This window comes from Brevundimonas vesicularis (assembly GCF_027886425.1).
Classification (GTDB): Bacteria; Pseudomonadota; Alphaproteobacteria; order Caulobacterales; family Caulobacteraceae; genus Brevundimonas; species Brevundimonas vesicularis_C.
Window position 1 is genome coordinate 2507750 of record NZ_CP115671.1, and the last position, 23013, is coordinate 2530762.

A 23013-nucleotide genomic window follows, 5' to 3' on the forward strand; every position below is an offset into this window, starting at 1 on the left:
GATAGCCAAACCCACCCCTGCGCTTCAATTGGTCTCTATTCTCGCGTTGCGCTTTGCGACACTGACGCCCCCGCCGTGGCGCGCAGAGAGCCGACCACCACCCACAAGCCGCCATAGACGACGGCGAGGCCTGTCAGAATGGCTGCCAAAGCTGAGACTTCCCAAAGGCTGGCGCCCATGCCGTTCAGGCGAACAAAGGCCTGAACGGCAGCGGTAGACGGTGAAAAATGCGCGAGCCAGACGAGACCTTCAGGCATCATGAAATGCGGCCACGCAGCGCCGGACAGGAAGAACAAGGGCGCGGAAGTGCCGACCAGAACCTGCAAGACCCGTTCATGGCGATCGAAAAGCGCGCCCAGAAGCAGACCCACAGCGGCCACCGCCGCTGAAAATATGGGCGCCAGCAGTAGGACGCCGATCAGATTGCCTGCGCGGGGATAGTCCTGAAACCAGAACACGAAACCGAAATAGAAGAGGCTGGAGGCTGTCCCAATCGCCGTAAGCGCCAGCCACAAACCCAAGCGAGCGCTGCGTTTCAGCCTAGGTGCGCCGGTTTCTCGACGCACGGCTGTGATCACGCCGGCTCCCAGCAGTAGCGTCTGCTGCAGGATGATCAAACTAACCGCCGGCACGGCGTAACCGCCGTAGCCCTCCGTAGGGTTGAAGAGGGAAACCTGCTTCAGGGTCGGCGCCAATCTGACGGCGCGGGCGATATCAGGCAGCCCTTTCAACTGCGCCTCGGCGACCTGCGCTGTTGCGGCGGCGACGGCTCTGCCGACAGCCGTGACACGAACCAGATAGCCGCCGTTCAGCCAGATGGCCACGCCCGTCGGCGCCCCCCTGAGCAGATCGGCCTCAAAACGCTGAGGCAGGACGACGATCCCGTCGATCACGCCGCGCCGCATCAGTTCAAAGCCCTCAGCGGGGGATGAAATCACGGCGGCGACCTCGATCTCGCGCGACGCATTTAGGTCTTCGACAAGAGTGCGCGTCAGCGCTGTCTGCGTCGGTGTCGCTACGGCGATGGGCAGTCCCGTCGCGGCCTGTCCGGCATAGGCGGCCGGATAGTAAAAGGCGTAAAGGACGACGGCCAGGATCAGCAGGCTGCTGACCGGTCGCGCACGCGGCAGATTCCGGAAAGTTGCGGCGAAGGCGGCGATAACGCCCTGCTGCGGAAGCGGAAAGTTCAAATTTTCCGTTTTGGGGATAAGACGCGCTCGTCCCCGGATGAACAGCGCCGATAGAAGAAGGCCAATGACGGCGACGCCGCTCAGGATCATCAAGTCTCGCCATGCCGATGCGGAAGTCGCACCCGTGATCAGCTGGCCCGTCTGCAGCCGTAGATAGTGCGTATAGGGAAGAATATCGCTCCAAATCCGGGCGAAGCGCGGCCCATGGTCAAGCGGCAGAGTACCGTTGGAAAAGGCGATAGCCGCGCCCGAATAGATGGCGGTCGCCGAGAACGCCATATCCACCTCGCCAAGCGCGGCGACCAGAAGAGCCGACACGACAACGCTCACCGCCATCAAGGCGACTATGCCGAGGATCAGCAGCGGGAGAGAGCCTGCCACACCCCAGCCCCGGACGCCGCTGAGCCAGGCGATCCAGGCCAACCCCCACAGGCTGAAGATCACGACGTGCGGAATGAGACGCCCGACCAAAGCTGTCGTCGTGAAGCCGCCCGTCTCGGCCTTGAAGCGTTTGAAGGAGCCGCCCTGCATTTGCCGACCAACCGCCAACACTGCGGAACAAGCCGCCAGTAGATGAAGGACCCCCGGCGCCAGAAGTCCGCCGAGAAAAAGCTCGAAGCTGAGCTGCGGATTGCCGACAATCGACACCTGGACAGCGGGGAGTTGCAAGGCGGTTTCGGGCAATCCTCTCTGGCGCGCGCGTTCTTGCAACTGCTGGCCGGCCGCTGATGCGATGGCCGCGCTCTGCCCCAAGGCCGACAAGGCGCCGACCGTCTGGAAGGCGCCATTGAACGACACGGTCACCTGTTCCGGCCGACGAAACGCCCCGTCAGAAAAATCTGCTGGGAAATGAGCGACGCTGTAAATCTTGCCCCGTCGCATCAAGGCCATGGCCTCCGTCATCGTCGCCGGAGCATGGGTCACGCGAACACCGGGGCTCGCCTTTATGGTGCGGATTGCGGCGCGGCTGAAGGCCGAATTGTCCTGATCGACCACGGCGACCGGGGCCTGACGGATCACTCCAGGGGCCAGCATTGCCGCGATGACAATCAGCAGGATCAGCGGCAGGCCGAAGGCGACGAACGCGTCCCACCGTCGGGTCACCAGGACGCGCGCCTCGTCCCGAACGGCCGATACAAGGACGGCCGCGAGGCGTCTCACCGTGCGGACCAATCGAACAGCACGCTCATGCCAGGCCTCAGGCCGTTGACGGGTCGAACAGGCTTGGCCTTGACCTGAAAGCTTCGCACGTCATAGCCGCTGGACTGCCGGGTTGAGCGCCAAGTGGCGAACTCGCCTTGAGGATTGATGGCGGTGATCCGGAAGGCCACGTCAGCGAGGCCGAGTGCGGGCACGTCGCCACGCACGATCGCGCCGATTTTCAGATCGCGAAACTGATCCTCGCGCACACTGAACGTAACCCAAGGGTCGCCGATGTCCACGATTGTGAAGATTGGCACGCCCGTGAGCACGAGCTCGCCGACATTGGCGAAACGCTCTGCAACTTCGCCGTCGTTTGGAGCAAGCAGTCGTGTCTCACTTTGGAGGCTTTGGACCTCGGCGACGGCGGCCTGCGCGCCTTGCACATTGGCGTCGGCAACGGATTTTTCCTGCGGCCGTGTCCCTGCCAATGCTTTCAGATACTGCTGACGGGCGGCTTCGGACTGCGAGGCTGTAGCAGCGCGAGCGGCCACGGCTTCGTCACGGCGTTGGGCCGAAATCACGCCTTCGGCGAACAGGTTCTCTGCCCGCCGCGCAGTCTGGTCCGCCAAACGAGCCGTCGCCTGCGCGGCGCGCCAGACGGACTCGACCGACTGCACATCCTCGCGGCGAGCGCCTTCGCGGCTCATCGACTGAATGGCCTTACTCGACTGAAGCAAGGCCCGGGCCTGAGCCTCCTTTGCTGCAACCTCCGGGCTGCTCATCAGAGCCAGCTCTTGACCTGCCTTCACTTGATCGCCCTTTGACGCCAGGAAGCGCTCCACGCGGCTGGGCACCTTGGTCGCAACGGTAAAGGTCTCCGCCTCAACCATGCCCTGAACCTGATCCTTGGCAGGACGGGCCGCCAGGAAGAGGCCCACGACGATGAAACCGATCAGCAGTACGAGGCCGACGCCCACGATCACAGGCAGAATACGTCGCCGTGCAGACGTACGACTGGCCGCGATGGTCGGCGCACCGTTTGTCGGGGCATCGGCAAAGGGAGGCGTCTCGCTCATGGCGCGCTTATCCGGTCTTCGCGTTGCAGATAGTCGTTCACGGTCAGATCGCTTCCCGACGCCGCCAGCAAGGCGGCCAGGCTGAGATCATATTCGTAAGCTGCTGCTGCGCGTTGCAAACGCGCGGCCCCCAGAAGATTGCGGGCGTCCACGACCGAGGCGGCTGTGGCCTCGCCTTCACGGAACCCAACCTCCTGAACTCTAAGATTCTCGCTGGCGGCCTCTAGGCTGCTGTCCATGCTCAGAAACTGACGACGCGCCAACTCTGCCTGATTATACGCTCGCGTGACCAGCAATCGGGCGTCGTCTCGGGCCTGTCGTTCCACCTCCGCAGCAGCCGAGGCCTGAGCGCGCGCTGCGCCCAGCATGCGTCGTCGATCCACCGTCGAAATCAGAGTGTAACGGGCGCCGATCCCAACCGCCCAATCCGGCTCGGTCGGCAGAGCGTCGTCTGGATTCAGGTTGTAGGTTCCGAATGCATAGACGGACGGCTTCATTCGTGACGCCGCAAGATCGGCGCCCGCCTCAGCCAGATCGCGCCCGGCTTGAGCCTGCGCAAGGCGAGCGTTCGTCTGGCTTGCCTGGTCAAGAAACACGCCGGCTGGACCGATTGGGTCGCGGTTTACGAACAGGGGCGTGGTTGGAACGACGGCGCCATTGGCGTCAACGACCCTGGCGAGGGACGCCACGGAGTTGTCGTGCTCCAGTTCCGCCCTGTTGACCTGCCGCTGCGCCGCATCGCGGGCGACTTCGACCTGAAGCGTCTGGCCGTGGCTGAGCACGCCTTGCGATTCCAACAGTCGAGCGTTGCGCAAATGCAGATCGAAGCCGTCACGGGTCTCGCGTGCGATCTTCAGCGCTTCGGCGGCCAGCACCTGGCCAAAGTACGCCCGCGCCAGATTTACGTCCTCCAGACTGACCGCTTCCTGCTGCTTCGCCTGCGCCAGATCCACATTGGCCGCCGCCGCTCGTCGTAAGGCTGGAATTGCGCCGCCGGTGTAGATAGGCTGAAGCGCCGTCACCGTGGGGCGAAAGGTCGTGTCATCGACCTGCAGTCGGACGTCTTGCGGCAAGGCGGCGAAAATTTCGGGAAGCGCCGCTTCCAGCCGCTGGCCGACACTCTGCAACACGTCACCCGGCACACCGGGCAAATCCGCGATGAGCCCAGGAATGGCGGCGCCGAGCTCGGCCTGTGCGCGGTCCAGCGTGTCGCCCAGCGAGAGATCGAATGTCTTGCGATAACGGATCAACTGAGCATCGAGCGCTACGGTCGGCCGATTCAGCCCGGCAGCCACATCCGCCTGGGCCCCGGCGGCCTGCATCCCATAGCCCGCAGCGCGACCGAGACTGGAGTTGGAGCGAACACGTTGTTGAGCGGCCGCATAGGTTAGAGCGACTTTAGCGTCGCCCTGGGCCGCCTCCTGGGGCGCGGCCTGAACGTGGGAGACCGCCGCAAGAGCGTTCGGCGCTGATCCGGCCAAAATGCCGACAGCAACCGAACCGATCCAAGCTGCACGCATCGTTTCACCCCGCCTTCAGCAGAGAGAAACTATCCGAAGCTAAGCCGCTTGGTCCAGCGGTTCCGCACCGCACGACAGCGAATGACGTTGCACAGTCTTTGTCGCCGTCCTGCATGCTTACGCCTGTTCCATCTTTATGGTCGACGCTTCGCGCCAGCATCGAAATGCTGACTAGCGCCCCGGAGTGCCGGTCGCCGGAAAGACGGCAACCTTCCTCCGGACGTGTCGTTGTCAGAGCCTCCCCTTAGGCCGCAGCCGCAATCGTCATTCCGCAATCGAGATCAGAAGGATCGCCATGCCGGTCATCGTCGTCACAGGCGCCAGCGCCGGCATCGGTCTCGCGATTGCCGAGCGGTTCGCCCGGGCCGGATGGCAGGTCGTGGTTATCGCCAGACAGGCTGAGCGGCTTTCCAACGCCGTCGAACAGCTGAAGCGTTCGGGAAACCGAGTGATCGGCATGGCGGGCGATGTGTCCGATCCGGAGTTCGTCGAGCAGGCGGGCCGCGATGTCGTGAGCGCTTACGGCGGCATCGATGTCTGGGTCAACAACGCCATGTCCACGGTCATCGGGCGCGATGAAGGTCTGACTGACGCCGATTACCGCCGCGTCGTTGAGACGACCTATCTGTCTCAGGTCTACGGAACACGAGCGGCGCTTCGGGTCATGCGCCCGGCGGACAAAGGGGCGGTGATCCAGATTTCCTCGGGACTGGCGCTGCGCCCCGCTCCGCTGCAGGCTGCCTATTGCGGCGCCAAGGCGGCCGTTGACGGGTTCACGGAGGCCATTCGGGCAGAACTGATCGCCTCATCCTCCAACGTCATCCTGACCACCGTCTATTTGCCGGCTGTCAACACGCCCCAGCCTTTGTGGTCACGCAACCGGACCGACCGGGCGCAGGTCATTCCAGATCCCCTTTTCGATCCTCGCCTGTGCGCAGACGCCGTCTGGTCGGCTGTGCAGAGGCCCAGCCGCAAGGTCTTTGTAGGTCGCACGACATGGCTGATGGCGCTGGGGCAACAGTTTACGCCGGCGCTGGCGGATCGGCAGGCCGCCAGGATGATCACAGCGCAGCAGGGCGACCCGCAACTGCCGCGTCTCGGCAATCTCGATCAACCCGAAGACGGTCCGGCGGCGATCGACGGTCCGGACACTGAACGGGTGGTCAGACCGTGGATCGGTTTCGTGTCCAGCCGCCAGATCACAGCGCTCAAGGTCGCGGCGGTCGGTGTCCTTGCGGGCCTTGCCATGACGGCGGGCTTTGCGATCGGATCGTCCAAACGATGACAGAGACGGCCTTCACGCCCCATCCAGCGCGCTCGTCACAGACGCTCCGTCCCGACGGCTACGTCGCCCTCGAAGACTATGGCGTTCTGGGCGAAGGCCGGACGGTGGCGCTTTCATCGCTGGATGGCGGCATCGACTGGTGGTGCGTGCCGGCGATCGATGCGCCGCCGCTTTTCGACCGCCTGCTGGATCCGGAGGGCGGCCGGTTTTCGATCACGCCGACCGAGGCCTTCACGGCGACCCGCCGCTATCGTCCCGAAAGCAATGTGCTGGAGACGGAGTTCGCCACCGCCACCGGCCGCGCGCGTCTGACCGAAAGCCTGAACAGCGGTACAGCCGGCCGCCTGCCCTGGTGCGAACTGGCCCGCCGTATCGATGGCCTGGAGGGCGAAGTGACCTTCGCCCTGGACATGCGTCTGGGGCGTCGGGGCGACACGGCCAATCCGTATCATTCCAAAATTGGCGAGCACACGGTTTTCCATGTCGAGCGGGTGCTCGGCCTGTTCGTCCACGATCCGCGCATCTCATGCGAATGGTCCGATGAGGGCATTGTCGGAACGATCGTCGTCGGCGCGGGCGAGCGGCGCACCGTGGCCATCGTCGCTGGGCGCGACGAACCGCTGGTCGTGCCGTCCATCGAAGAGATCGACGCCCGCATCGACCTGTCGGATCAGGAATGGCGGGATTGGGCGGCGCGCCTGAACTGCCCCGGCCTGTATCGCGACGACTTCATCCGCAGCGCCCTGGCGTTGAAGTTGCTGCTGTACTCCCCGTCGGGCGCCATCGCCGCGGCGGCCACGACGTCCCTGCCCGAGCGTCTGGGCGGCGACAAGAACTGGGACTATCGCTACGCCTGGCTGCGCGACGCCGGCTATACGATCGAGGCCTTTTTAGCGGCCGGCGCCCAGGCGGAGGCCAAGGCCGCCTTCAGTTGGCTGCTGATGCAGCTGAAGCGCCATGGCGCCAAGGTCTGCTACAGCCTAGACGGCGCACTCGTGCCGCCGGAAACACACTGGGACATGCCGGGCTATAAAGGCTCGCGTCCTGTGGTCACCGGAAACCGTGCCGCCGACCAGGCGCAGCACGGCGTGTTCGGCGACATCTTTGAGACCGCCTCACGTTTCGTCGGCTGCGGCAACATCCTCGACAGCGCCAGCGCCCAGCAGTTGTCCGAACTGGCGGATCAGTGCGCCGACGCTTGGCGACAGCCGGACGCGGGCATGTGGGAGCTGGAAGACGAGCAGCACTACACCATGTCCAAGATCAGCTGCTGGCAGGCTTTGGCCCGCGCGGTCGAACTGGCGGACGCGGGACAACTGCCGACGACGTGCCGGGATCGCTGGCGGCGCGAGCGCGACCGGATTTTCGACTGGGTCGAGACGCATTGCTGGTCCGACAGCCTTCAGGCCTTCGTCATGTATCCGGGCAGCGACAAGCTGGACGCCGCCCTGGCCCTGGCCGTGCGGTTCCGGTTCGATGGCGAAGAGCGGCTGCGCGCGACCCTTGACGCGCTGGACCGTCATCTCAGCGCCGGCGTCTTCCACTATCGCTATTCCGGCATGCAGGCCGAGGAAGGCTGCTTCATCGCCTGTTCCTTCTGGATCGCCGAAGCCTGGGCGACGCTAGGCGAATCGGACAAGGCGCGCGCCCGCATCGACAGCCTGCGCGAAGCCCTCAGCGGCCGCTGGGGCATGCTGACCGAGATGATCGACCCGGACACCGGCGCCTACCTCGGCAACATGCCGCAGGGGCTCAGCCACCTCGCGCATCTGACCGCCCTGACCGCCGTCGGCAAGGCGCAGACCACTTCCCCCCAGCCCGAAACGGAGACGTTCCATGACTGATCGCCTGACCCTTCAGGATCCGCGCGAGCAATATCCAAAGCCGCCCTTCCCGCGCCAACCCCAACCCGTACCGGGCGAAGCGCGCGAGATGGACCCCAAGCCCGATCATGGCGAGGACAGCTATCAGGGTTCCGGCAAGCTGAAAGGACGCAAGGCCCTGATCACCGGCGCCGACAGCGGCATCGGCCGCGCGGCCGCCATCGCCTACGCCCGGGAAGGCGCCGACGTGGCGCTGTCCTATCTGCCGTCCGAGCGCAAGGACGCCGCCGAAGTCATCGCGCTGATTGAGGCTGAGGGCCGCAAGGCCGTCGACCTCCCCGGTGACATCACCGATGAAAACTGGTGCCGGCAGATGGTTGAACAGGCCGTGTCGGAGCTGGGCGGACTGGACATCCTGGTCATCAACGCCGGCCGCCAACAGTATCGCGAGGACATCTCTCAGGTGACGTCGGAAGACTTCGACAAGACGTTGAAGACCAACCTCTATGCCATGCACTGGATCGCCCAGGCGGCCGTCCCGCATCTGCCGGCGGGCGCCTCGGTCATCACCACCGCCTCGATCCAGGCCTATGAGCCTTCGGCCATCCTGCTGGACTACGCCACCACCAAGGCCGGGATCGTCGCCTATACGAAGGCCCTGTCCAAGCAGCTGATCGAAAAGGGCATACGCGCCAATGTGGTGGCGCCCGGCCCCTTCTGGACGCCGCTGCAGTCGTCCGGCGGACAGCCGCAGGGCGCCGTGATGAAGTTCGGCGAGCAGGTGCCGCTGGGTCGTCCGGGCCAGCCCGTCGAGATCGCCCCGGTCTATGTGCTGCTGGCCTCGCAGGAAGGCAGCTACATCACCGGCGAAGTCTTCGGCGTCACCGGCGGCATGGGCGTCGCCTGACAAGACAAAACCGGCGGCGGGATCGTCCCGCCGCCGGTCTCTCTTTCGGCGGGACGACTAGCCGGCGATGGTGGCGACCGAGCCGGAATCCACCCGTATGCCCGCACCGTTGATAAAGCTGGCGCGCTCCGAACACAGGAAGGCGACGGCCGCCGCCACCTCCTCCGGCTTGCCCCTGCGATCCAGCGTCATGCCAGGCCGCTCTTCCTTCAGGAAGCTCTTGATCGCCTCCTCGAAGGTTTCGCCGCGTTCCTCGGCGCGCTTCTTCATCATGGCGTCGGTCATCGGGGTGGCGATGAAGGCGGGCGAGACCGTGTTCACCAGCACATTGTCGCAGCCATAGGCCTTGGACAGACCCTTCGCCAGGCTGAGAATGCCAGCTTTCGAGGCGCAATAGGCCAGTTCGTCGACATAGGGCTGGACCGCATCCTCCGACGCGAACAGGACGATACGGCCCCAGCCCGAGCGGCGCATGGCCGGAATGGCTTGGCGGCACATCCGCACCGCGCCCATCAGATTGATGTCGAGCGTCTCCAGCCAACCGGCGTCATCGACATCCAGGAAATCGCCGGTCGCGCCGGTCACGCCCGCTGCGTTCACATAGATGTCCGGATCGCCCATGCGGTCTCGGACCTCCGCCCACAGGCGTTCGACATCGTCGGCCTTGGTGACGTCGCCGGTCACGCCGATGCATTCGCCCAAGGCGGAAAGCTCCTGGACGGCTTCATCCAGCGTGCCGTCCGGCTTGTCGGTCAAGGCGACCCGTACGCCGGCTTCCAGCAACAGCCGCGCCGTCTCCTTGCCCATGCCGGAATCGGCGCCGGAAATGAGGGCGATCCGCCCCTTGATCCCGAGGTCCATCACAAATCTCCTGTTCGTTGACGTTCGAGGAAGCGATCGGCCGTGCGCAGGGCGACGGCCATGAGGGTCAAGGCCGGGTTGGCCGAAAGCGCGCTGGGGAAGACGGAGTTGTCGCAGACGTACAGGTTGTCGATCTCGACGCTGCACCCGTCGGCGTCGACGACCGCCCCGTCCGACTTGTCCCCCATCCGGCAGCCGCCGATGGTGTGCGCCGACCGGGCCACCGCGAAGATGTCCTCGGCGCCGGCGGCGGTCCAAATCTCCGTCATGATGCGCCGGGCATGGGCGTCCAGACGCCGCTCGTTCTCGCCATAGCTGAAGTCGATCCGCGCCTTGCGCAGCCCGACGGCGTCGACCTCATCGGACAGGGTCAGGCGGTTGTCGTCGTCCGGCAGACACTCTCCATTGATGCCGATCCCGGCGAGCCGGCGATAGTTGCGTAGCGTATCGACCAGCGGCGCGCCCCAGAGGCCCCCGCCCCGCGCGAACCCGCCCGCCAGGGTGACCGGCATGACGCCAAGGCTTTGGATCAGATAGCCGCCGGCGAAGTTCGCGTCCGACGGACGCACCATGTCTTCGCTGATCAGGGAAGAGGGATAGCCGCGGTTCATCGACATGTCGGCGTCGAACCGGCCCCAGACCTGGGTCGCCACATGGGTCATGAAGTTGTGGCCGACCTCGCCGCCGGCGTTGCCTAATCCCCAGTTCAGCAGCAGGCGCGGCGTCTCGACACCGCCCGCACAAAGGAACAGCGCTCGACAGTTCAGCCGATGATCCTGCCCGTCGCGACGATAGATCACGCACTTGATCCGTCCACCGGCGTCACGCTCCACGCCTATGGCCCGCGCGTTGGCGATAGTCTTGGCTCCATTGGCTGCGGCCATCGGCAGAAAGCTGTTGTCCGCGCCGCCCTTGGCGCCGGTTCTGCATCCCTGGTGGCAGGCGCCGCAGTTGACGCAGGCCATGCGGTAGGGCGTCGTCCCCGCCTCGCGATCGCGGGACAGCACGGCCGCCGGCGCATCCGTAACGGTCAGCCCGACGGCCGTCGCGCCACGGGCCATTGCATCCGCCGGGGCGTTGCGCGGGACAGGCGGATAGGCGAACTGTCGCCCGCCCCACGGATAGTCGGCCGGGCCTGAGACCCCGATCACCGTCTCTACGGTCTCGACATAGGATTTCAGTTCGTTCCAGCCGAACGGCCAGTTCCGCCCGCGTCCCGTCTCCGAGGCCAGCGTCAGATCACGGGGATCGGGTCGTGGGCAGAAGGCGCCCCAGTGCAGCAGCGAGCCGCCGACCCCCTGGCCGGAGTTGTTGGCCCCAAAGGCGGTCGGGTCGCGCCCTCCGCTGAGGCGCTCTTCCATCCAATAGAGATCGGCCGTTGTTTCGTCGGGCGTATGCTCCGCCGGATCGAAGGCCCGCCCCGCCTCCAACACCGTGACCGACAGCCCGGCCTTCGCCAGCCTGGCCGCGACCGGAGCCCCACCGGCTCCGCTGCCGATGATGACGACATCGGTTTCGCCGGCCGTCCTTGCAGGCGCGCTCAACCCACGCCCTCCATCAGCAGACGCCAAGGTTCGGTACGGTCCGCCGCCGTCTGATCATAGCCCTGAAACCGGCCTTCGCCGCCCGTGGCGAAGCCGTCGTAACCGATCTGAGCCCAGGTGGCCGGCAGCGACATCCACAGGCGCGCGGCCTCGGACACGACGTCCTCGAACCACAGCCTCATGGCGTCCGCCGAAAGCCGGCCCGGCTCGGGCCATTCGCCCTGTGAAATGGTTCGCAGGATGTGGTCTTGGCGATCGGGGGCCAGGGTTGCGAACTCCGGCGCCGTGGCGGCGATCTCATCCAGCCCGCGTCGCCAGGCCTCGGCGTCCGAGGGAAGATCGGCGAACCGCCACCCGTCGCCCTGTCCGCTGGCGAGCCCCACATCCAGACGCCGCGTCAGATCATCCGGATCGCCTGCATCAGACAGAATGCGCGCGATCATCGCCGACAGGACGGCGCTCTGGGACGGGTTCAGGACGCCGCCCTCGGCTTGGGCGGGACCGAAGTGACGATCCAGCATTGCGCGTCGCGTGCGATCCGACACGCGATCGGACGCCATCAGATCCACAAAGGGTGGAGGCAGCGCAGATGAACCGAGCTTCTCGATGAATTCTAGAAGCAGGCCGACGAGACGGTCCGGCTGTTCCTGAGGGATCAGGTGCGCCGCATCCGACACGACCACCACGTCAGCCGCGCCATAGTGGGGGGCGTTGACACGCCCCTGCGCCGCCTCGCCGAGATCGCCATCCTCCGCGCCGGCGATGATCAGGGCGGGGAAAGGCAGGACGCCGGCCTGATCGGACCAGTCCTCGCGCGATCCTTCGGCCAGCCATCCGCGCCAGGCTTCTGGGCTGGATCGAGTGAAATCAGCCAGGGCCCGATCGAAGGCGGCCTGCGGCAGACCGGCGGCGGTATTGGCGTCGATGAACTGGCGTCCCCGATCCTCGATCTTGGTCGGATCGTCGAACCAGGTCAGCATCTCCGCACGCCTGCTCTCGTCCATCGGCTCCGGCGAGGGTGGCGATCCGGCGACCAGCACCACGCCCAGCAACCCGCTCAGACCCGCCGCCCCGTCACGCGCCCGCGCAGCGATCAAGGTCGCAAACTTGCCGCCCATGCTGTGGCCGACAATGATCCACCGCGCGAGATCAAGATTGGTTAGGCGGCAGCTCAGGTCGTCGAGCACGACCTGGACATCGCCATAGCCCTCCCCCGCCCTGTCCCCGAACCCTGGAAGATCGATCGTGACCGTCAGCACCTCATCGGAAAGCCGGTCGATCACCGCGTCCCAATCGTGGCGACTTGAGCCCAGGGAATGAAGAAAGACGACAGTAAGGCGAGTGTCTGTGGGCATGCAGGGGCTTTTTCGAAAGCGAGGACGCGAGACCCCGCCATTGTCGGCCGGCGGTCGTCGATCAGCGCGCCAGCGGCGGAATTGCTCCCAACAAAACAGAACCCGGACGTTGAAACCGGCTCAAACCCGCCCTGCCCTCAGGCCGCCGCCAATTCGGTCAGAAGCTTCTCGATGAAGGCCGTGTCGTGCGGTTGATCGTTGGCGGCGTCGACGATCATGCGATCCTCGGACCAGCGTCGATCATCGCTCAACGGCAAGGACGCTTCCATGCCGGGCCGACGCGCCGCTGCGATCCGCAACGCCGTCGCCTTCGGTCCCGACACGATTTCCGTGACGCCGGCATCACGGGCGAGCGCCGCAAGGCGACGGCCGGTGAACAGGTCCTCTGCGGGGTCTGGTAAAGAGCCGAACCGATCTTCGGCTTCGTCTCGCAAGGCGTCGACATCTTCCGCCGTCGTGGCGCGCGTCAACCGGGCATAAAGATTGATGCGCACGGTTTCGTCGGGGATGTAGTCCGCCGGCAGATGCCCTGTCGCGCCGACGTTCAGACTGGGAGAGGCTTGGTCCGGATCGGGTTCGCCTTTTGCAGCCGCGAGCGCCCGAGCCAGGACGGCTTGATACAGGGCCGAGCCGATCAGCCTGACATGTCCGGCCTGTTCCTCGCCCACCAGATCGCCGCCGCCGCGCAGGTCCAGATCGCGCCCGCTGATCGCGAAGCCCGCCCCCAGTCGGTCCAGAGCCTCCAATGTCTGAAGCCGGGCCTCCGTCGCCGCCGCCATGGGCGATTCGGGATCGGAAAGCAGATAGGTGAAGCCCTGTCGCCGCCCCCGGCCGACACGCCCGCGCAGCTGATGCAACTGCGCCAAGCCAAACCGGTCCGGCCGCCAGATCAACATCGTATTGGCGCGCGGCACATCCAGGCCGGTCTCGATGATGTTCGTGGCCAGAAGCACGTCCCCCTCGCCGTCGGAAAACCGGCTCATAATCTCGTCGATCGCCGACGGGGACATATCACCGTGCGCCGAAACCACCGACAGCTCGGGCGTCAAGGTCTTCAAGCGTTCCGCCAAAGGTTCCATATCCTCGATCCGCGGCACGACCACGAAACTCTGCCCGCCTCGCGCCTTCTCGCGCATCAGCGACAAGCGAACGGCCCCGGCGTCGAACGGGGTCATGAAGGTTCGGATTGGCCGGCGTCGGGCGGGCGGACTGGCGATCAGGCTGACGTCCTGAATGCCGACCATGGCGCTTTGAAGAGTCCTCGGGATCGGGGTGGCCGACATCGACAACAGATGCGGCGCCTTCTCTGCCAAGGCAGATTTCATCTGCGCGCCGAAGCGGTGTTCCTCATCGATGATGACAAGCCCAAGACTGGAAAACGCTAACCCTTTCGACGCCAGCGCCTGCGTGCCCACCACGACGCGCATGGAGCCGTCCGCCAGCCCAGCCTTGACCGCCCGCGCCTCCGCGCTGTCTGCGGCGCGCGACAGGTGGCCGATTTGAATGTCCGTGTCCTTGAACCGTCTCTTGAAGACCTCGAAATGCTGACGCGCCAGGACGGTGGTCGGGGCGACGACGATGACCTGTTTGCCGGCAAGGGCCACGGCCGCCGCGGCGCGCAGCGCGACCTCGGTCTTTCCGAAACCGACATCGCCGCAGACGAGCCGGTTCATGGGCTTGCCGGATCCCAGGTCCGACAGGACCGCCTCGATGGCGCGCGCCTGATCGGTCGTTTCGGGGAAGGCGAAGCCGGCGGCGAACCGAGCCAGCGGCTGACGCGGCGCGGTGATCGGCTCGGTCCTCAGCGCTGCACGCGCTTCGGCCCGGAAGGACAGGGCCGCTGCGGCCTCGTCGATCTGCGCGCTGACCTTGGCGCGTCGCTTTAGCCATCCCTGGGTATTCAGCCGATCTAGCGACACCGCGTCCGGCTCCGAGCCATAACGCCAGATTTTGCCGAACTCCTCGATCGGCGCGAGGATGGTGCCTCCGCCGTGATATTCGATGCGCAGAACGTCGCGCTCGACACCATCGGCAGCGACCCGCTCCAACGCCTTCAGGACGCCCAGACCGTGGTCTTCATGGATGACCACATCGTCCAACCGCAGTTCGGTCTCTCCGAACGCATCGTTCGTGTCGCCGGATCCTCGCGCGATCCGGCCGCCGAAAATGTCCGAGGGCGTCAGGACGACTAGACCGGCGGCCGACTGTCGGAAGCCTGTGTCCAGATCGGCGGTTACGACGGCGATCTGCCCGGGCTGCAGTGGTGCGATCGCGCTCCAGCTCTCGAGCGCCACGGGCGTATCGATATCGTGGCGACGCAGCAGGCGTAGGATGATCCTGTGCTCATGAGGCAATCCTGTCAGAACGATGCGGTCGCCCGCCTCGCGCCGCTCGGCAATGAATTGTTTAAGGGCCCGCCCCGGCGACTTCTCCAATGCGAAAGCCGGCGTCGGCTCCAAACCCTCGACGCTCAGGGGTTTGGCGCCTTTCAACGCCTGCCGAACGTCCTTCTCCGTCAAATAGAGGCTGTCGGGTTTCGCAGGACGCGCGCCCTCGCTGAACCGCAGGCGCGTGTCATAGGCTTCGGCCACATGCGCGCGAATGCGTTCGAACCGATCCTCGACGCCCACGTCGGTCAGGATCATCGGCTTGACGAGGAAATCAAACAGGGTCGTGGAGGTCTCAGCATCGATCGACGGGCCCGTGTCCTGATGATCAGCCTCGTCATCCTCGGGCGACCGGTCGCTCCATTCAGCTGCCGGGGTCAGACAAATCGTCTCGATCTCGGCGCCCCGGCGCTGCGAGACGGGATCGAAGGCGTGGATCTCGATGATCCGGTCCGCCTCGTCCAGGGCGATGCGATAAGGCGTTGCGGACGCCGGCGGGAAGACGTCGACCACCGCGCCAAGCAGAGCGTACTCGCCGGGTTCGTCGACCCGCTCATCCGCCGCATAGCCCGTATCCGTCAGAAACGATTCCAGGACTTCGCGATTCAGCGCCTCGCCCGCCGCGAGCGACAAGCGGGCTTTGATCCGTTCGCGCGACGGCGTCCGCTGCACGATCGCATCTGGCGAGGCGACCAGGAACACGGGCCTTGCGCTGGGTTCGTTCAGTGCGGCTAAGACGGCCATCCGCCGCCCCATGCTTTCTCGCGAAGGCGCGGCGCGGTCGTAGGGCAGGCAGTCCCAAGGCGGCAAGACCAGCACCTCGGCGTCCTTCACCATCGGCGAGAGGGCCGCCGCAATCTCATCGGCGCGGCGTTCGCTGGTGGCTATGAACACCACCGCCTGCGATCGCTTTGCCTTCATCTCGGCAAGTCGAGCCGCCACGGCCGCCGCCGGCATTTTCCAACGCTTGCCGTCGTCCTGCTCGGGCGCTGGCCCTGCAACGAGGACCTGTTGGCCCGTAGCGGAAGGATCGGTTTCGGCAGGTGACGATTTCATCCTGGCTGAACCCTAAGGCCGGTCGAGGGTTGCGCCCGCTTTCGTACCCCCGACCCGTCATTTCAACTGCTAGCGTGGCGGAACCGGTCTAGAAGGGATTTGCAGGATCTTTTCGCGCGGCGGCGATTTCTGCCGGCGTTGGGTCCCGGCAAATGGTCAGTTCATCCGACGACCAGTCGACCAGTCCGATATCCGCCATCGCCCTTAGCCAACCGTCCATCGGCCAGATCGACCAGGCGGCGTGGAAGCGATTGGCGTTGGCGATCAGGGCGCGGAAATGCTGCAGGGGCGGATCATAGCCCTCATGGTGCTGGTGGAAGACTGGCGCGCCGCCGGCGAAGAGGAGCGGCAGGCCCTCTCGCGCGATGCGAAAACCCAGGTCCGTGTCTTCGGCGCCGTAGCCGACATAGGTCTCGTCGAACCCGCCGATCCGATCGAAGGTCGAGCGGCGGAGCGCGAAAGCCAGAGACCAGAACAGGCCCGGATTGCCCTCCGGGCTTTCGCCTTCCCGTGGAAAGGGGCGCACGGGATGGGGTCGTCCGGCGGCCCTCAGATCGACTTCCGACAGGGGGCCCGGACGAACGGCTCCGGCGGGAAGATAGAGCACCTCTGGACAGACGACGGCGTCATGCTCGGCGAGCACGGCCTGCATCCGGCCGCAAACTGCCGACGACACGATGCAATCCACGTCCAGAAACAGTAGGTTATCGCCTGATGCCAAGGCGGCCGCCAGATTTCGGGCGGCGGCCAAAGGCAAGGCGTCGCCCGCCAGACGTTCGATGCGGACTGGAAAATCCACCGGCGGCGGCGTCACCGGCGCATCGCTCATGTCGATGACGACCAGTTCGTCGGGCGGCGTGACGCTGAGCATCAATCCCTCGACCAATCGGTCCAGATGCGCCTGCCGGTTGCGAACCAGCGTGAGCGCGGACAGGCTGGTCATCGGCGGCTCCACAAATCCAGGCGATAGTTCGGATGCCGTTCGGCGAGATCCACCTTCATAATGTCCGACAATCCGAGCCACAGGCGTTCCACGGCGTCGTCGGCGGTTTGGGGATAGTCGGTCTCGCCGGTCCAGTGCACCAGAAGGATGCGTCCCCCTCAACCAACCCGTCGGCGATGGGTCGCGCTGCGAGGTCCAGATCGGCGTCGCTCCAGTAGTAGGCCACCTCGGACAGGACGACGAGATCCAGCCCGTCCAGAACCGGACAGTCGCGAGGAAGGCCGCGGCCGCGAACCGGACGTTCGGCCGCCCCGACAGACGCTGGCGCGCCCTTTCCAGGGCGGTCGGGCTGACGTCGATCGCCAACAGACGATCGCAGACTGTGCTCAGCCGCTCGGTCAGGACGCCGCCGGCACAACCGACCTCGAGCGCAAAAGCTGCTCGCCGCGTCGAAAGGGCGGCGATGGTGCGATCGAACTTGGCGGCCTCATAGGGGCTGGAGGCCAGATCCCACGGATCGGCGTCCCCGGCGAAGATGCCTTCGAAATAGGCGGCGGGAAGCGAGCGTTCAGCCATAGGCGTCGCGCCGATACAGGGTGTCCGAGGCGGCCTGCAGCCTCCTCTGCGTCTCGAGCCGAAACCCCGGTCCAAGCATCGGCGTCAACTGGCTCTGATGGGCCGACAAGGCATAGGCCCTCAAGCCGGCCCTTAGAGGTCGCGTCGTAATCCGCAGCTTCGTCTCGGACGGAGCCGCCCCCACACGATATAATCGAAAACGGCGACCGGCCGGCGAGCCATACCGGCTGCGCGGCGGGCAAGCTGTGCCGCCGCCTGGTGATCGCAATGGGGATCGTCAGGACCCGTCACGGCGATCGCATCGACGCGCCGCTCGCGGCACAAAGCCGCGAGACGACGCGCGCTCGCTTCGAACATCATGCTGCCGGCAGAAGCGGGCTGGGCGTCGGGCCAATCCAGAAACACAGGGGGCGCCGCCCCATCCCCCGCCAACCGTCGAACGGCGCGCCCTGCCTCCAGGCGTCGGGTCCGGACGAGCCTCGCTCGGGACGCCAAATCCGGATGATCGTGCGAACCCGCACCGTCGGTCAGGATCACGACGCCCGCCAGCCGCTCGGCCTCGGACGCTTGATGGATCAAGGCGCCGGCGCCCAGCGTCTCGTCGTCGGCATGCGGGGCGATGACCAGCCACCGCGCGGATCGCCATGGCGAACGCTCCAGCGCCAGGGTCGCCAGCCGGCCGGTTTTCTCGTTCACCATAGGGCGTCGCCCTCGCCCCAGAGATCGCGATCCAGCCAGGTCTTGGCCGCCTGGTCCTTCGCATAGTCGGGTCCGGCCTGCCGAAGATAGAGGCTGAGATCACGGGTGATCTTGTCGATGCGCTCGCCGTCGAAGGCGCTGCGTGTCCCGACCGACCGCGCCGCCAACTCCATTACATCCAGGGCGCTGCGTTCGACGACGCCTCTCGTGGCGCGGGCGAAATCCCCGGCGTCCGGCGCTTCGGACGCCGCGCGGATCGCGGCTTCGCGGACCCAAAGCCAAGCCGTCCGCGTCGCAACGACCGCATCGGCGAAGCGCGCGCGCTGGATGGGATCGGCGCGGGCGGCGTCTGACAGTGCGTCGCGCATCGCCATGACCAGGCCTTCGACGCCGCCCAACTGCACCGCCGTAAACCGCCACGCCCCGGCCGTGAAATGCGGTTCGCGATCATAGTCTCCGGGTCTTCCGAGCCGCTGATCGGCATTGACCATCAACCCGGTCACCTCATAGCGCCCGCTGGTCGTCGCGCGCATGCCGCGGACGCGCCACCCGCTCAAATCAGCCCTCTTCGGGTCGTTCGCCGGCACGACGATCAGCTGGCGTTCGCCCTGTACCGGCTGGGCGGTGATGATGGCATATTCCAGGCCGCCCGCGCCGGTCGCGAACATCTTGGCGCCCTGCAGCCGGTCGCCGACCAGACGAACGCCGGGCGGCGGCTCCGTCGCCCACACGCCGAACCAGCCGCCCTGCGCAAGGACCTTGCCCAGCCAAGCCTTCTGGGCCGGGTCCGCGTACCAGTCGAACAGCGCCAGGGCGTTGACGTGTCCTTCGAACAATCGGCCGACGCTGAGATCCGACCGCCCCACGCTTCGTAGAGCGCCCATCAAGGCCAAGGCCTTTTGGACTGGATCGTCATAGGCCGTTCCACCGCTTTGGACCGGAGCGAACCGTCGACCCCAACCCTCCGAGACGAGCAGCGTCAAACTTTCGGCGGGATATCGCGGCGCGGCGTCGTAGCGCGCACCCAGCGCCGCCAATCTAACCTCAAGGTCTAGAGGCGATGACGCGGTCGGCGTTGTTTCCAAGGCTGTCATCGGCGTGCCTCGAGCTCTGATGCGAGATCGACAAGCCAGAGTCCGGCGGCGCCTACCCGGAAGATTCTGTGCGGCCAGGGCGGCCAGAAGCACGGGAAGACGCCGTTCCTCATTTCGCACGGGCACGCAAACGCAGAAGGCAGGTTCGCCCGTCATGCGATTAGCCGATCTTCCAGCGCGTCATTGGCCTGCATCTGCCCTGCCGCAGCCGCCTGAATCATCTCGCCATAGAGTTTTTCATAGGCGGTGATCATCCGGCGCACATCGCAGGCCGCCTCGGCGCGGGCGCGGCAGGCCGACCGAGACAGGCCGACCGCCTGGGCGATTGCGCGCGCCAAATCCTGCACATCGTCCGGACGCGCCAAGGCGCCGCAGTCGGGAGTCAGATCTCGGTAATGGCGCCGCGCGCGAAGGCAGCGACGGGCGTGCCGCACGCCAGCGCTTCGGCCACCACCAACCCGTAGGGTTCGTCCCAGCGCGGCGTGCAGACGAAGGCGGCCGCCTGCCCGATCTCCTTCGACAGCGTTTCGTGATCGAGGTGGCCGAGATAGGTGGTTTCGCGCGTCAACCTCGGAGCGATCTCGGCATCGAAATAGGCTTGATCCAGGATCGGGCCCGCGAACCGCAGGGCGACACCCGCCAATGCCGCCGCGTCCAGCGCCAGATGCAGACCCTTCTCGGGCACGATCCGCCCATACCAGATCAAATGCCCAGGGTCGTCGTGACTCGCACGCCACGGAAAGCGCTCCAGGTCGATCCCGTTCAGAATGACCTGATCGATCGGCCGCACTGCGCTCCATTGTTCCCGCATCGCCTCGGAAACGCCGACAAACCGCGCGAAGGGCGCGCTCGCTTCGCGGATACCGCTTTCCAACCAGCAAAATGGCGGCGTGTGGAGCGTGGTGACCATCGGCATCGGCAAGGTCTCGGCCATCGAGACCGGCAGATAATGCAGGCTGTTGTTGTGGATGACGTCGAACGCACTGCGTCGAAGCCGACTCATCAACGACAGATAGGCGTGATGCTCTCGGAAGAAGGCGACGTCGCCCGCCTCCGCCGTCCCGACCTTGGCGATTTCCGTCTGATCGCAGATCGCCTCCAGGCCCAACTCGGGGTCGGACAGGGTCGCTGCAAACAGAGTGACGTCATGACCGTTCAGCCGCAGTTGGCGACAGAGCAGATGGGTATGCATCTCCAGCCCGCCGGCGAAGGGTTCTGCGATCGGATATTTGAGATGTGCGATGACGCCGATGCGCATCCGTACCGCCGTGATCGACAACCCGATCCCCCTCGGATCGGTCCATGGCGTAAAGCCTGAAGGTCAAAGCTATGCCGCGGCTATTCGTTCCTGTGTGCGATAATGGTCTCAAGCCGATCGGAGGCGTCAGGGCTTTTTTGAGCCAGCAGAAACCGGCGTATTTTGTTTTGGATGATCCAATGAAAACGCGCGAGCGCCGCTGAAAGCGGTCAGTCCCGGAGCGATAAACTACTCGGCGCGTTCTCTGGACTAGCTAAAAGGACCCAACCATGACCAACCTTGTCGCCTCCACATTCGCAACACGTCGAGACGCCGAGCTTGTGGTCGAACGGCTCGTTCAAACCCATGGCATGGAACGAAACGCCATTCAGGTCGCCCCTGAAGGCAAGGCGAACACGGTTGGAGACAGGCCTTCGGGCGGAGGCGTCGAAGGCGACAGCCCCAGCGTCGACTCTCGGTCGGACGTGCCGGTCGCCGGGCGTGTCAAAGTCGTCGTGTCTGCAGAAACCGATGACGAGGAACAGGCGATACGCGTCGCATTCGCCGAATTCGGCGCCAAGGACGGATGACCCTCATGCGAGCCGGTCATCGGCTGCGTCGCGTTGATCCTATGATGAGGGCCGAAGCGTCCCGACGCCTCTGCTCGCAAGAATGACGTCCGTGGAATCGCTCATCGACGCCAAGCTTCATCGCCTCGGCGACCTTTCGAACGACGATCGCGGACGGCTTGAGGGCCTCCTGAGTGGGCGCCGTCGCGCCGCAGCCGGCGAAGCCTTGGTGGAAGAGGGCAGTCGACCCACGTTCAGCACGCTGCTGCTCTCGGGATTTGTCGGCCGAGTCTCGACCCTGGCGGACGGCGGTCGTCAGATCACAGCAATCAGCATTCCCGGGGACTTCATCGATCTGCATGGCTTTCTTCTGAAAACGATGGATCACAGCCTTGTAGCCTTGTCTGACGTCACCGTCGCGGTTGTGCAGCACGCCGACTTGAGGCGCGTGACGGAACACGCCCCTCGTCTCGCGCGAGCGCTTTGGCTTGAAACGCTGATAGATGCGGCCATCCACCGACAGTGGCTGGTGGCGCTGGGACGCAGAGACGCAGGGACGCGACTGGGCCAGTTGATCTGTGAACTCTACCTCCGTCTGGAAGCCGTAGCCCTCGCCCACGACCACACCTTCCAATGCCCTCTGACCCAGTCGGACCTGGCGGACATGCTGGGGATGTCGAGCGTCCACGTGAACCGCTCGCTCAAGGTCCTTCGCGACACGGGCTTGGTACGATGGCGGAATGGTCAGGTGTGGATCGACGACTGGACGGCGCTGACCGAGCGCGTTGCCTTCGACGCCTCCTATCTCGATCTGAAGCTGTCTAGGTCCTCAAGCGGCGCGCCGATCGCGAGACGGCGGACGGCCTAAATCTATCCGAAGCTCATTAGCGCGCGGCCGCTGCGCCTCCATCTCCGCGCCTGCGGCATCAGACGCTCGCGATCCGGTTGGGACCGGACACATAGCGCCTGACGGGCAGCCCAGCGATACGGCGAAGCCGATCAACATCGAGCAGGAAAATCGTCTGGTCGGACCGTTTGATCAGATTCAGGCGATCCATTTCGCGAAGGGTTCTGTTCACATGCACCGGCGTGATCCCGATCAGGTCGCCGAGATCGCGCTGGGTCAAAGGCATATGGAACATGCCGCCCGGCGCATCGCCGCGTTCGGACAATCGATCGAACAGATTGGTCAGCGTGGCGGCGATGCGAACGTGTGCGGGTGCCTGACCAACCACGGCCAGACTTTCCATCAACGCGACACGCTCTTTCTGCGCGCTCAGAAAGAGCGAAAGCGCAATCCGCGGATAGGCCTCAAATGTCGCTATCAGCCTGGACCTCGATATCGCGTGCACAGCGATGGGCGTCATGGCGGTCAGGCAGTCGACCGTTGTCGTCAGGCACAAGCTCGGCGCTCCCAGGAGATCGCCCGGAAGATGGACCTTCACAATCTGCTGCTTGCCCGATGCAAGCGCGATGGACGATGCGACCCAGCCCTGGGTCAGCAGATAGAGATGCGAAGGTTCAGCCGCCTCGTGACGTAATACATGGTGGCGAGGCCAATGCTGGACCGGCTCGAGAAGCCCGGCCAGCGCTGCACGCTCGCGAGATGACAGAGTGACGAATTCCCCCAACCGCCCCGGCGCATCGGATGGCGAATCGATTGGGGGCGGCAGGTCCTCATCCATGCCCCGCGTTCCCCCAAACCCGGCATGCCCGCACTAACCCATGTAAAGGGTTGTCCGACGCGC

Annotated in this window: 19 protein-coding genes and 1 pseudogene; 5 read left to right on the top strand and 15 right to left on the bottom strand. The window is 65.4% G+C overall.

Translation table 11 applies throughout. From position 1 onward, the window contains the following. Nucleotides 1-35: 35 nt before the first annotated feature. The 3 genes from PFY01_RS12840 to PFY01_RS12850 are packed head-to-tail and all read right to left on the bottom strand — an operon-like array spanning nucleotide 36 to nucleotide 4704. A complete protein-coding gene (locus tag PFY01_RS12840) occupies nucleotides 36-2351 on the bottom strand; it encodes an ABC transporter permease (protein WP_271041572.1) in 2316 nt (771 codons plus the stop codon). Continuing rightward, nucleotides 2348-3409, bottom strand: a complete 1062-nt coding sequence (locus PFY01_RS12845) for an HlyD family secretion protein (protein ID WP_271041573.1) — start codon at nucleotides 3407-3409, stop codon at nucleotides 2348-2350. Before PFY01_RS12845 ends, PFY01_RS12840 begins: the two co-directional genes overlap by 4 nt. Then, nucleotides 3406-4704: a TolC family protein gene (locus PFY01_RS12850; protein ID WP_420197023.1), complete on the bottom strand. Its 1299-nt coding sequence runs from the start codon at nucleotides 4702-4704 to the stop codon at nucleotides 3406-3408. Before PFY01_RS12850 ends, PFY01_RS12845 begins: the two co-directional genes overlap by 4 nt. 520 nt (nucleotides 4705-5224) lie before the next feature. Between PFY01_RS12850 and PFY01_RS12855 the strand changes: the two genes are divergently transcribed. The 3 genes from PFY01_RS12855 to PFY01_RS12865 are packed head-to-tail and all read left to right on the top strand — an operon-like array spanning nucleotide 5225 to nucleotide 8944. Next, nucleotides 5225-6214: an SDR family oxidoreductase gene (locus PFY01_RS12855; RefSeq protein ID WP_271041575.1), complete on the top strand. Its 990-nt coding sequence runs from the start codon at nucleotides 5225-5227 to the stop codon at nucleotides 6212-6214. Next, nucleotides 6211-8058: a glycoside hydrolase family 15 protein gene (locus PFY01_RS12860; protein WP_271041576.1), complete on the top strand. Its 1848-nt coding sequence runs from the start codon at nucleotides 6211-6213 to the stop codon at nucleotides 8056-8058. The genes PFY01_RS12855 and PFY01_RS12860 overlap by 4 nt, the downstream gene beginning before the upstream one ends. Continuing rightward, entirely contained in the window at nucleotides 8051-8944 is an 894-nt protein-coding gene (locus tag PFY01_RS12865) for an SDR family oxidoreductase (RefSeq protein ID WP_066624468.1), read from the top strand. Before PFY01_RS12860 ends, PFY01_RS12865 begins: the two co-directional genes overlap by 8 nt. 57 nt (nucleotides 8945-9001) lie before the next feature. Here PFY01_RS12865 and PFY01_RS12870 read toward each other — a convergent pair whose 3' ends face one another. From PFY01_RS12870 to PFY01_RS12915, 11 genes and pseudogenes are all read right to left on the bottom strand, one after another. After that, the gene (locus tag PFY01_RS12870; protein WP_066624466.1) at nucleotides 9002-9805 is read right to left on the bottom strand and encodes an SDR family NAD(P)-dependent oxidoreductase; all 804 of its coding nucleotides are present in this window, start codon (nucleotides 9803-9805) and stop codon (nucleotides 9002-9004) included. Then, nucleotides 9805-11349: a GMC family oxidoreductase gene (locus PFY01_RS12875; RefSeq protein ID WP_271041577.1), complete on the bottom strand. Its 1545-nt coding sequence runs from the start codon at nucleotides 11347-11349 to the stop codon at nucleotides 9805-9807. The genes PFY01_RS12870 and PFY01_RS12875 overlap by 1 nt, the downstream gene beginning before the upstream one ends. Next, on the bottom strand, nucleotides 11346-12632 hold the full coding sequence (locus tag PFY01_RS12880) for an alpha/beta fold hydrolase (RefSeq protein ID WP_420197024.1): 1287 nt from the start codon (nucleotides 12630-12632) through the stop codon (nucleotides 11346-11348). The genes PFY01_RS12875 and PFY01_RS12880 overlap by 4 nt, the downstream gene beginning before the upstream one ends. Before the next feature lie 209 nt (nucleotides 12633-12841). Next, nucleotides 12842-16147, bottom strand: a complete 3306-nt coding sequence (locus tag PFY01_RS12885) for a DEAD/DEAH box helicase (protein WP_271041579.1) — start codon at nucleotides 16145-16147, stop codon at nucleotides 12842-12844. Nucleotides 16148-16235: 88 nt separating this feature from the next. Beyond that, nucleotides 16236-17090 carry a glycosyltransferase family 2 protein gene (locus PFY01_RS12890; protein ID WP_271041580.1) on the bottom strand — a complete coding sequence of 285 codons (855 nt, stop codon included), beginning with the start codon at nucleotides 17088-17090 and terminating at the stop codon, nucleotides 16236-16238. After that, complete coding sequence (locus PFY01_RS12895; protein WP_271041581.1) at nucleotides 17087-17230, bottom strand: hypothetical protein; 144 nt, start codon at nucleotides 17228-17230, stop codon at nucleotides 17087-17089. Before PFY01_RS12895 ends, PFY01_RS12890 begins: the two co-directional genes overlap by 4 nt. A 196-nt stretch (nucleotides 17231-17426) precedes the next feature. Then, a pseudogene (locus PFY01_RS15640) lies at nucleotides 17427-17666 on the bottom strand (SAM-dependent methyltransferase); the annotation flags it as partial. A gap of 132 nt (nucleotides 17667-17798) precedes the next feature. Continuing rightward, nucleotides 17799-18365, bottom strand: a complete 567-nt coding sequence (locus PFY01_RS12900; RefSeq protein WP_271041582.1) for a PIG-L deacetylase family protein — start codon at nucleotides 18363-18365, stop codon at nucleotides 17799-17801. Continuing rightward, nucleotides 18359-19402 carry an acyl-CoA dehydrogenase family protein gene (locus tag PFY01_RS12905; RefSeq protein ID WP_271041583.1) on the bottom strand — a complete coding sequence of 348 codons (1044 nt, stop codon included), beginning with the start codon at nucleotides 19400-19402 and terminating at the stop codon, nucleotides 18359-18361. Before PFY01_RS12905 ends, PFY01_RS12900 begins: the two co-directional genes overlap by 7 nt. Nucleotides 19403-19611: 209 nt before the next feature. Then, complete coding sequence (locus PFY01_RS12910) at nucleotides 19612-19824, bottom strand: hypothetical protein (RefSeq protein WP_271041584.1); 213 nt, start codon at nucleotides 19822-19824, stop codon at nucleotides 19612-19614. 17 nt (nucleotides 19825-19841) lie between these two features. Beyond that, nucleotides 19842-20738 (bottom strand): glycosyltransferase, encoded by an 897-nt coding sequence (locus PFY01_RS12915; protein WP_271041585.1) that lies wholly within the window; start codon nucleotides 20736-20738, stop codon nucleotides 19842-19844. Between the two features lie 248 nt (nucleotides 20739-20986). Here PFY01_RS12915 and PFY01_RS12920 point away from each other — a divergent pair, with 248 nt between their 5' ends. Further along, nucleotides 20987-21286: a hypothetical protein gene (locus PFY01_RS12920; protein WP_271041586.1), complete on the top strand. Its 300-nt coding sequence runs from the start codon at nucleotides 20987-20989 to the stop codon at nucleotides 21284-21286. A gap of 82 nt (nucleotides 21287-21368) precedes the next feature. Next, a complete protein-coding gene (locus PFY01_RS12925; RefSeq protein WP_271041587.1) occupies nucleotides 21369-22133 on the top strand; it encodes a Crp/Fnr family transcriptional regulator in 765 nt (254 codons plus the stop codon). Between the two features lie 58 nt (nucleotides 22134-22191). On the opposite strand, the gene PFY01_RS12930 is transcribed toward PFY01_RS12925, so the two are convergent. After that, the gene (locus PFY01_RS12930; RefSeq protein ID WP_271041588.1) at nucleotides 22192-22950 is read right to left on the bottom strand and encodes a Crp/Fnr family transcriptional regulator; all 759 of its coding nucleotides are present in this window, start codon (nucleotides 22948-22950) and stop codon (nucleotides 22192-22194) included. Nucleotides 22951-23013: the final 63 nt, after the last annotated feature.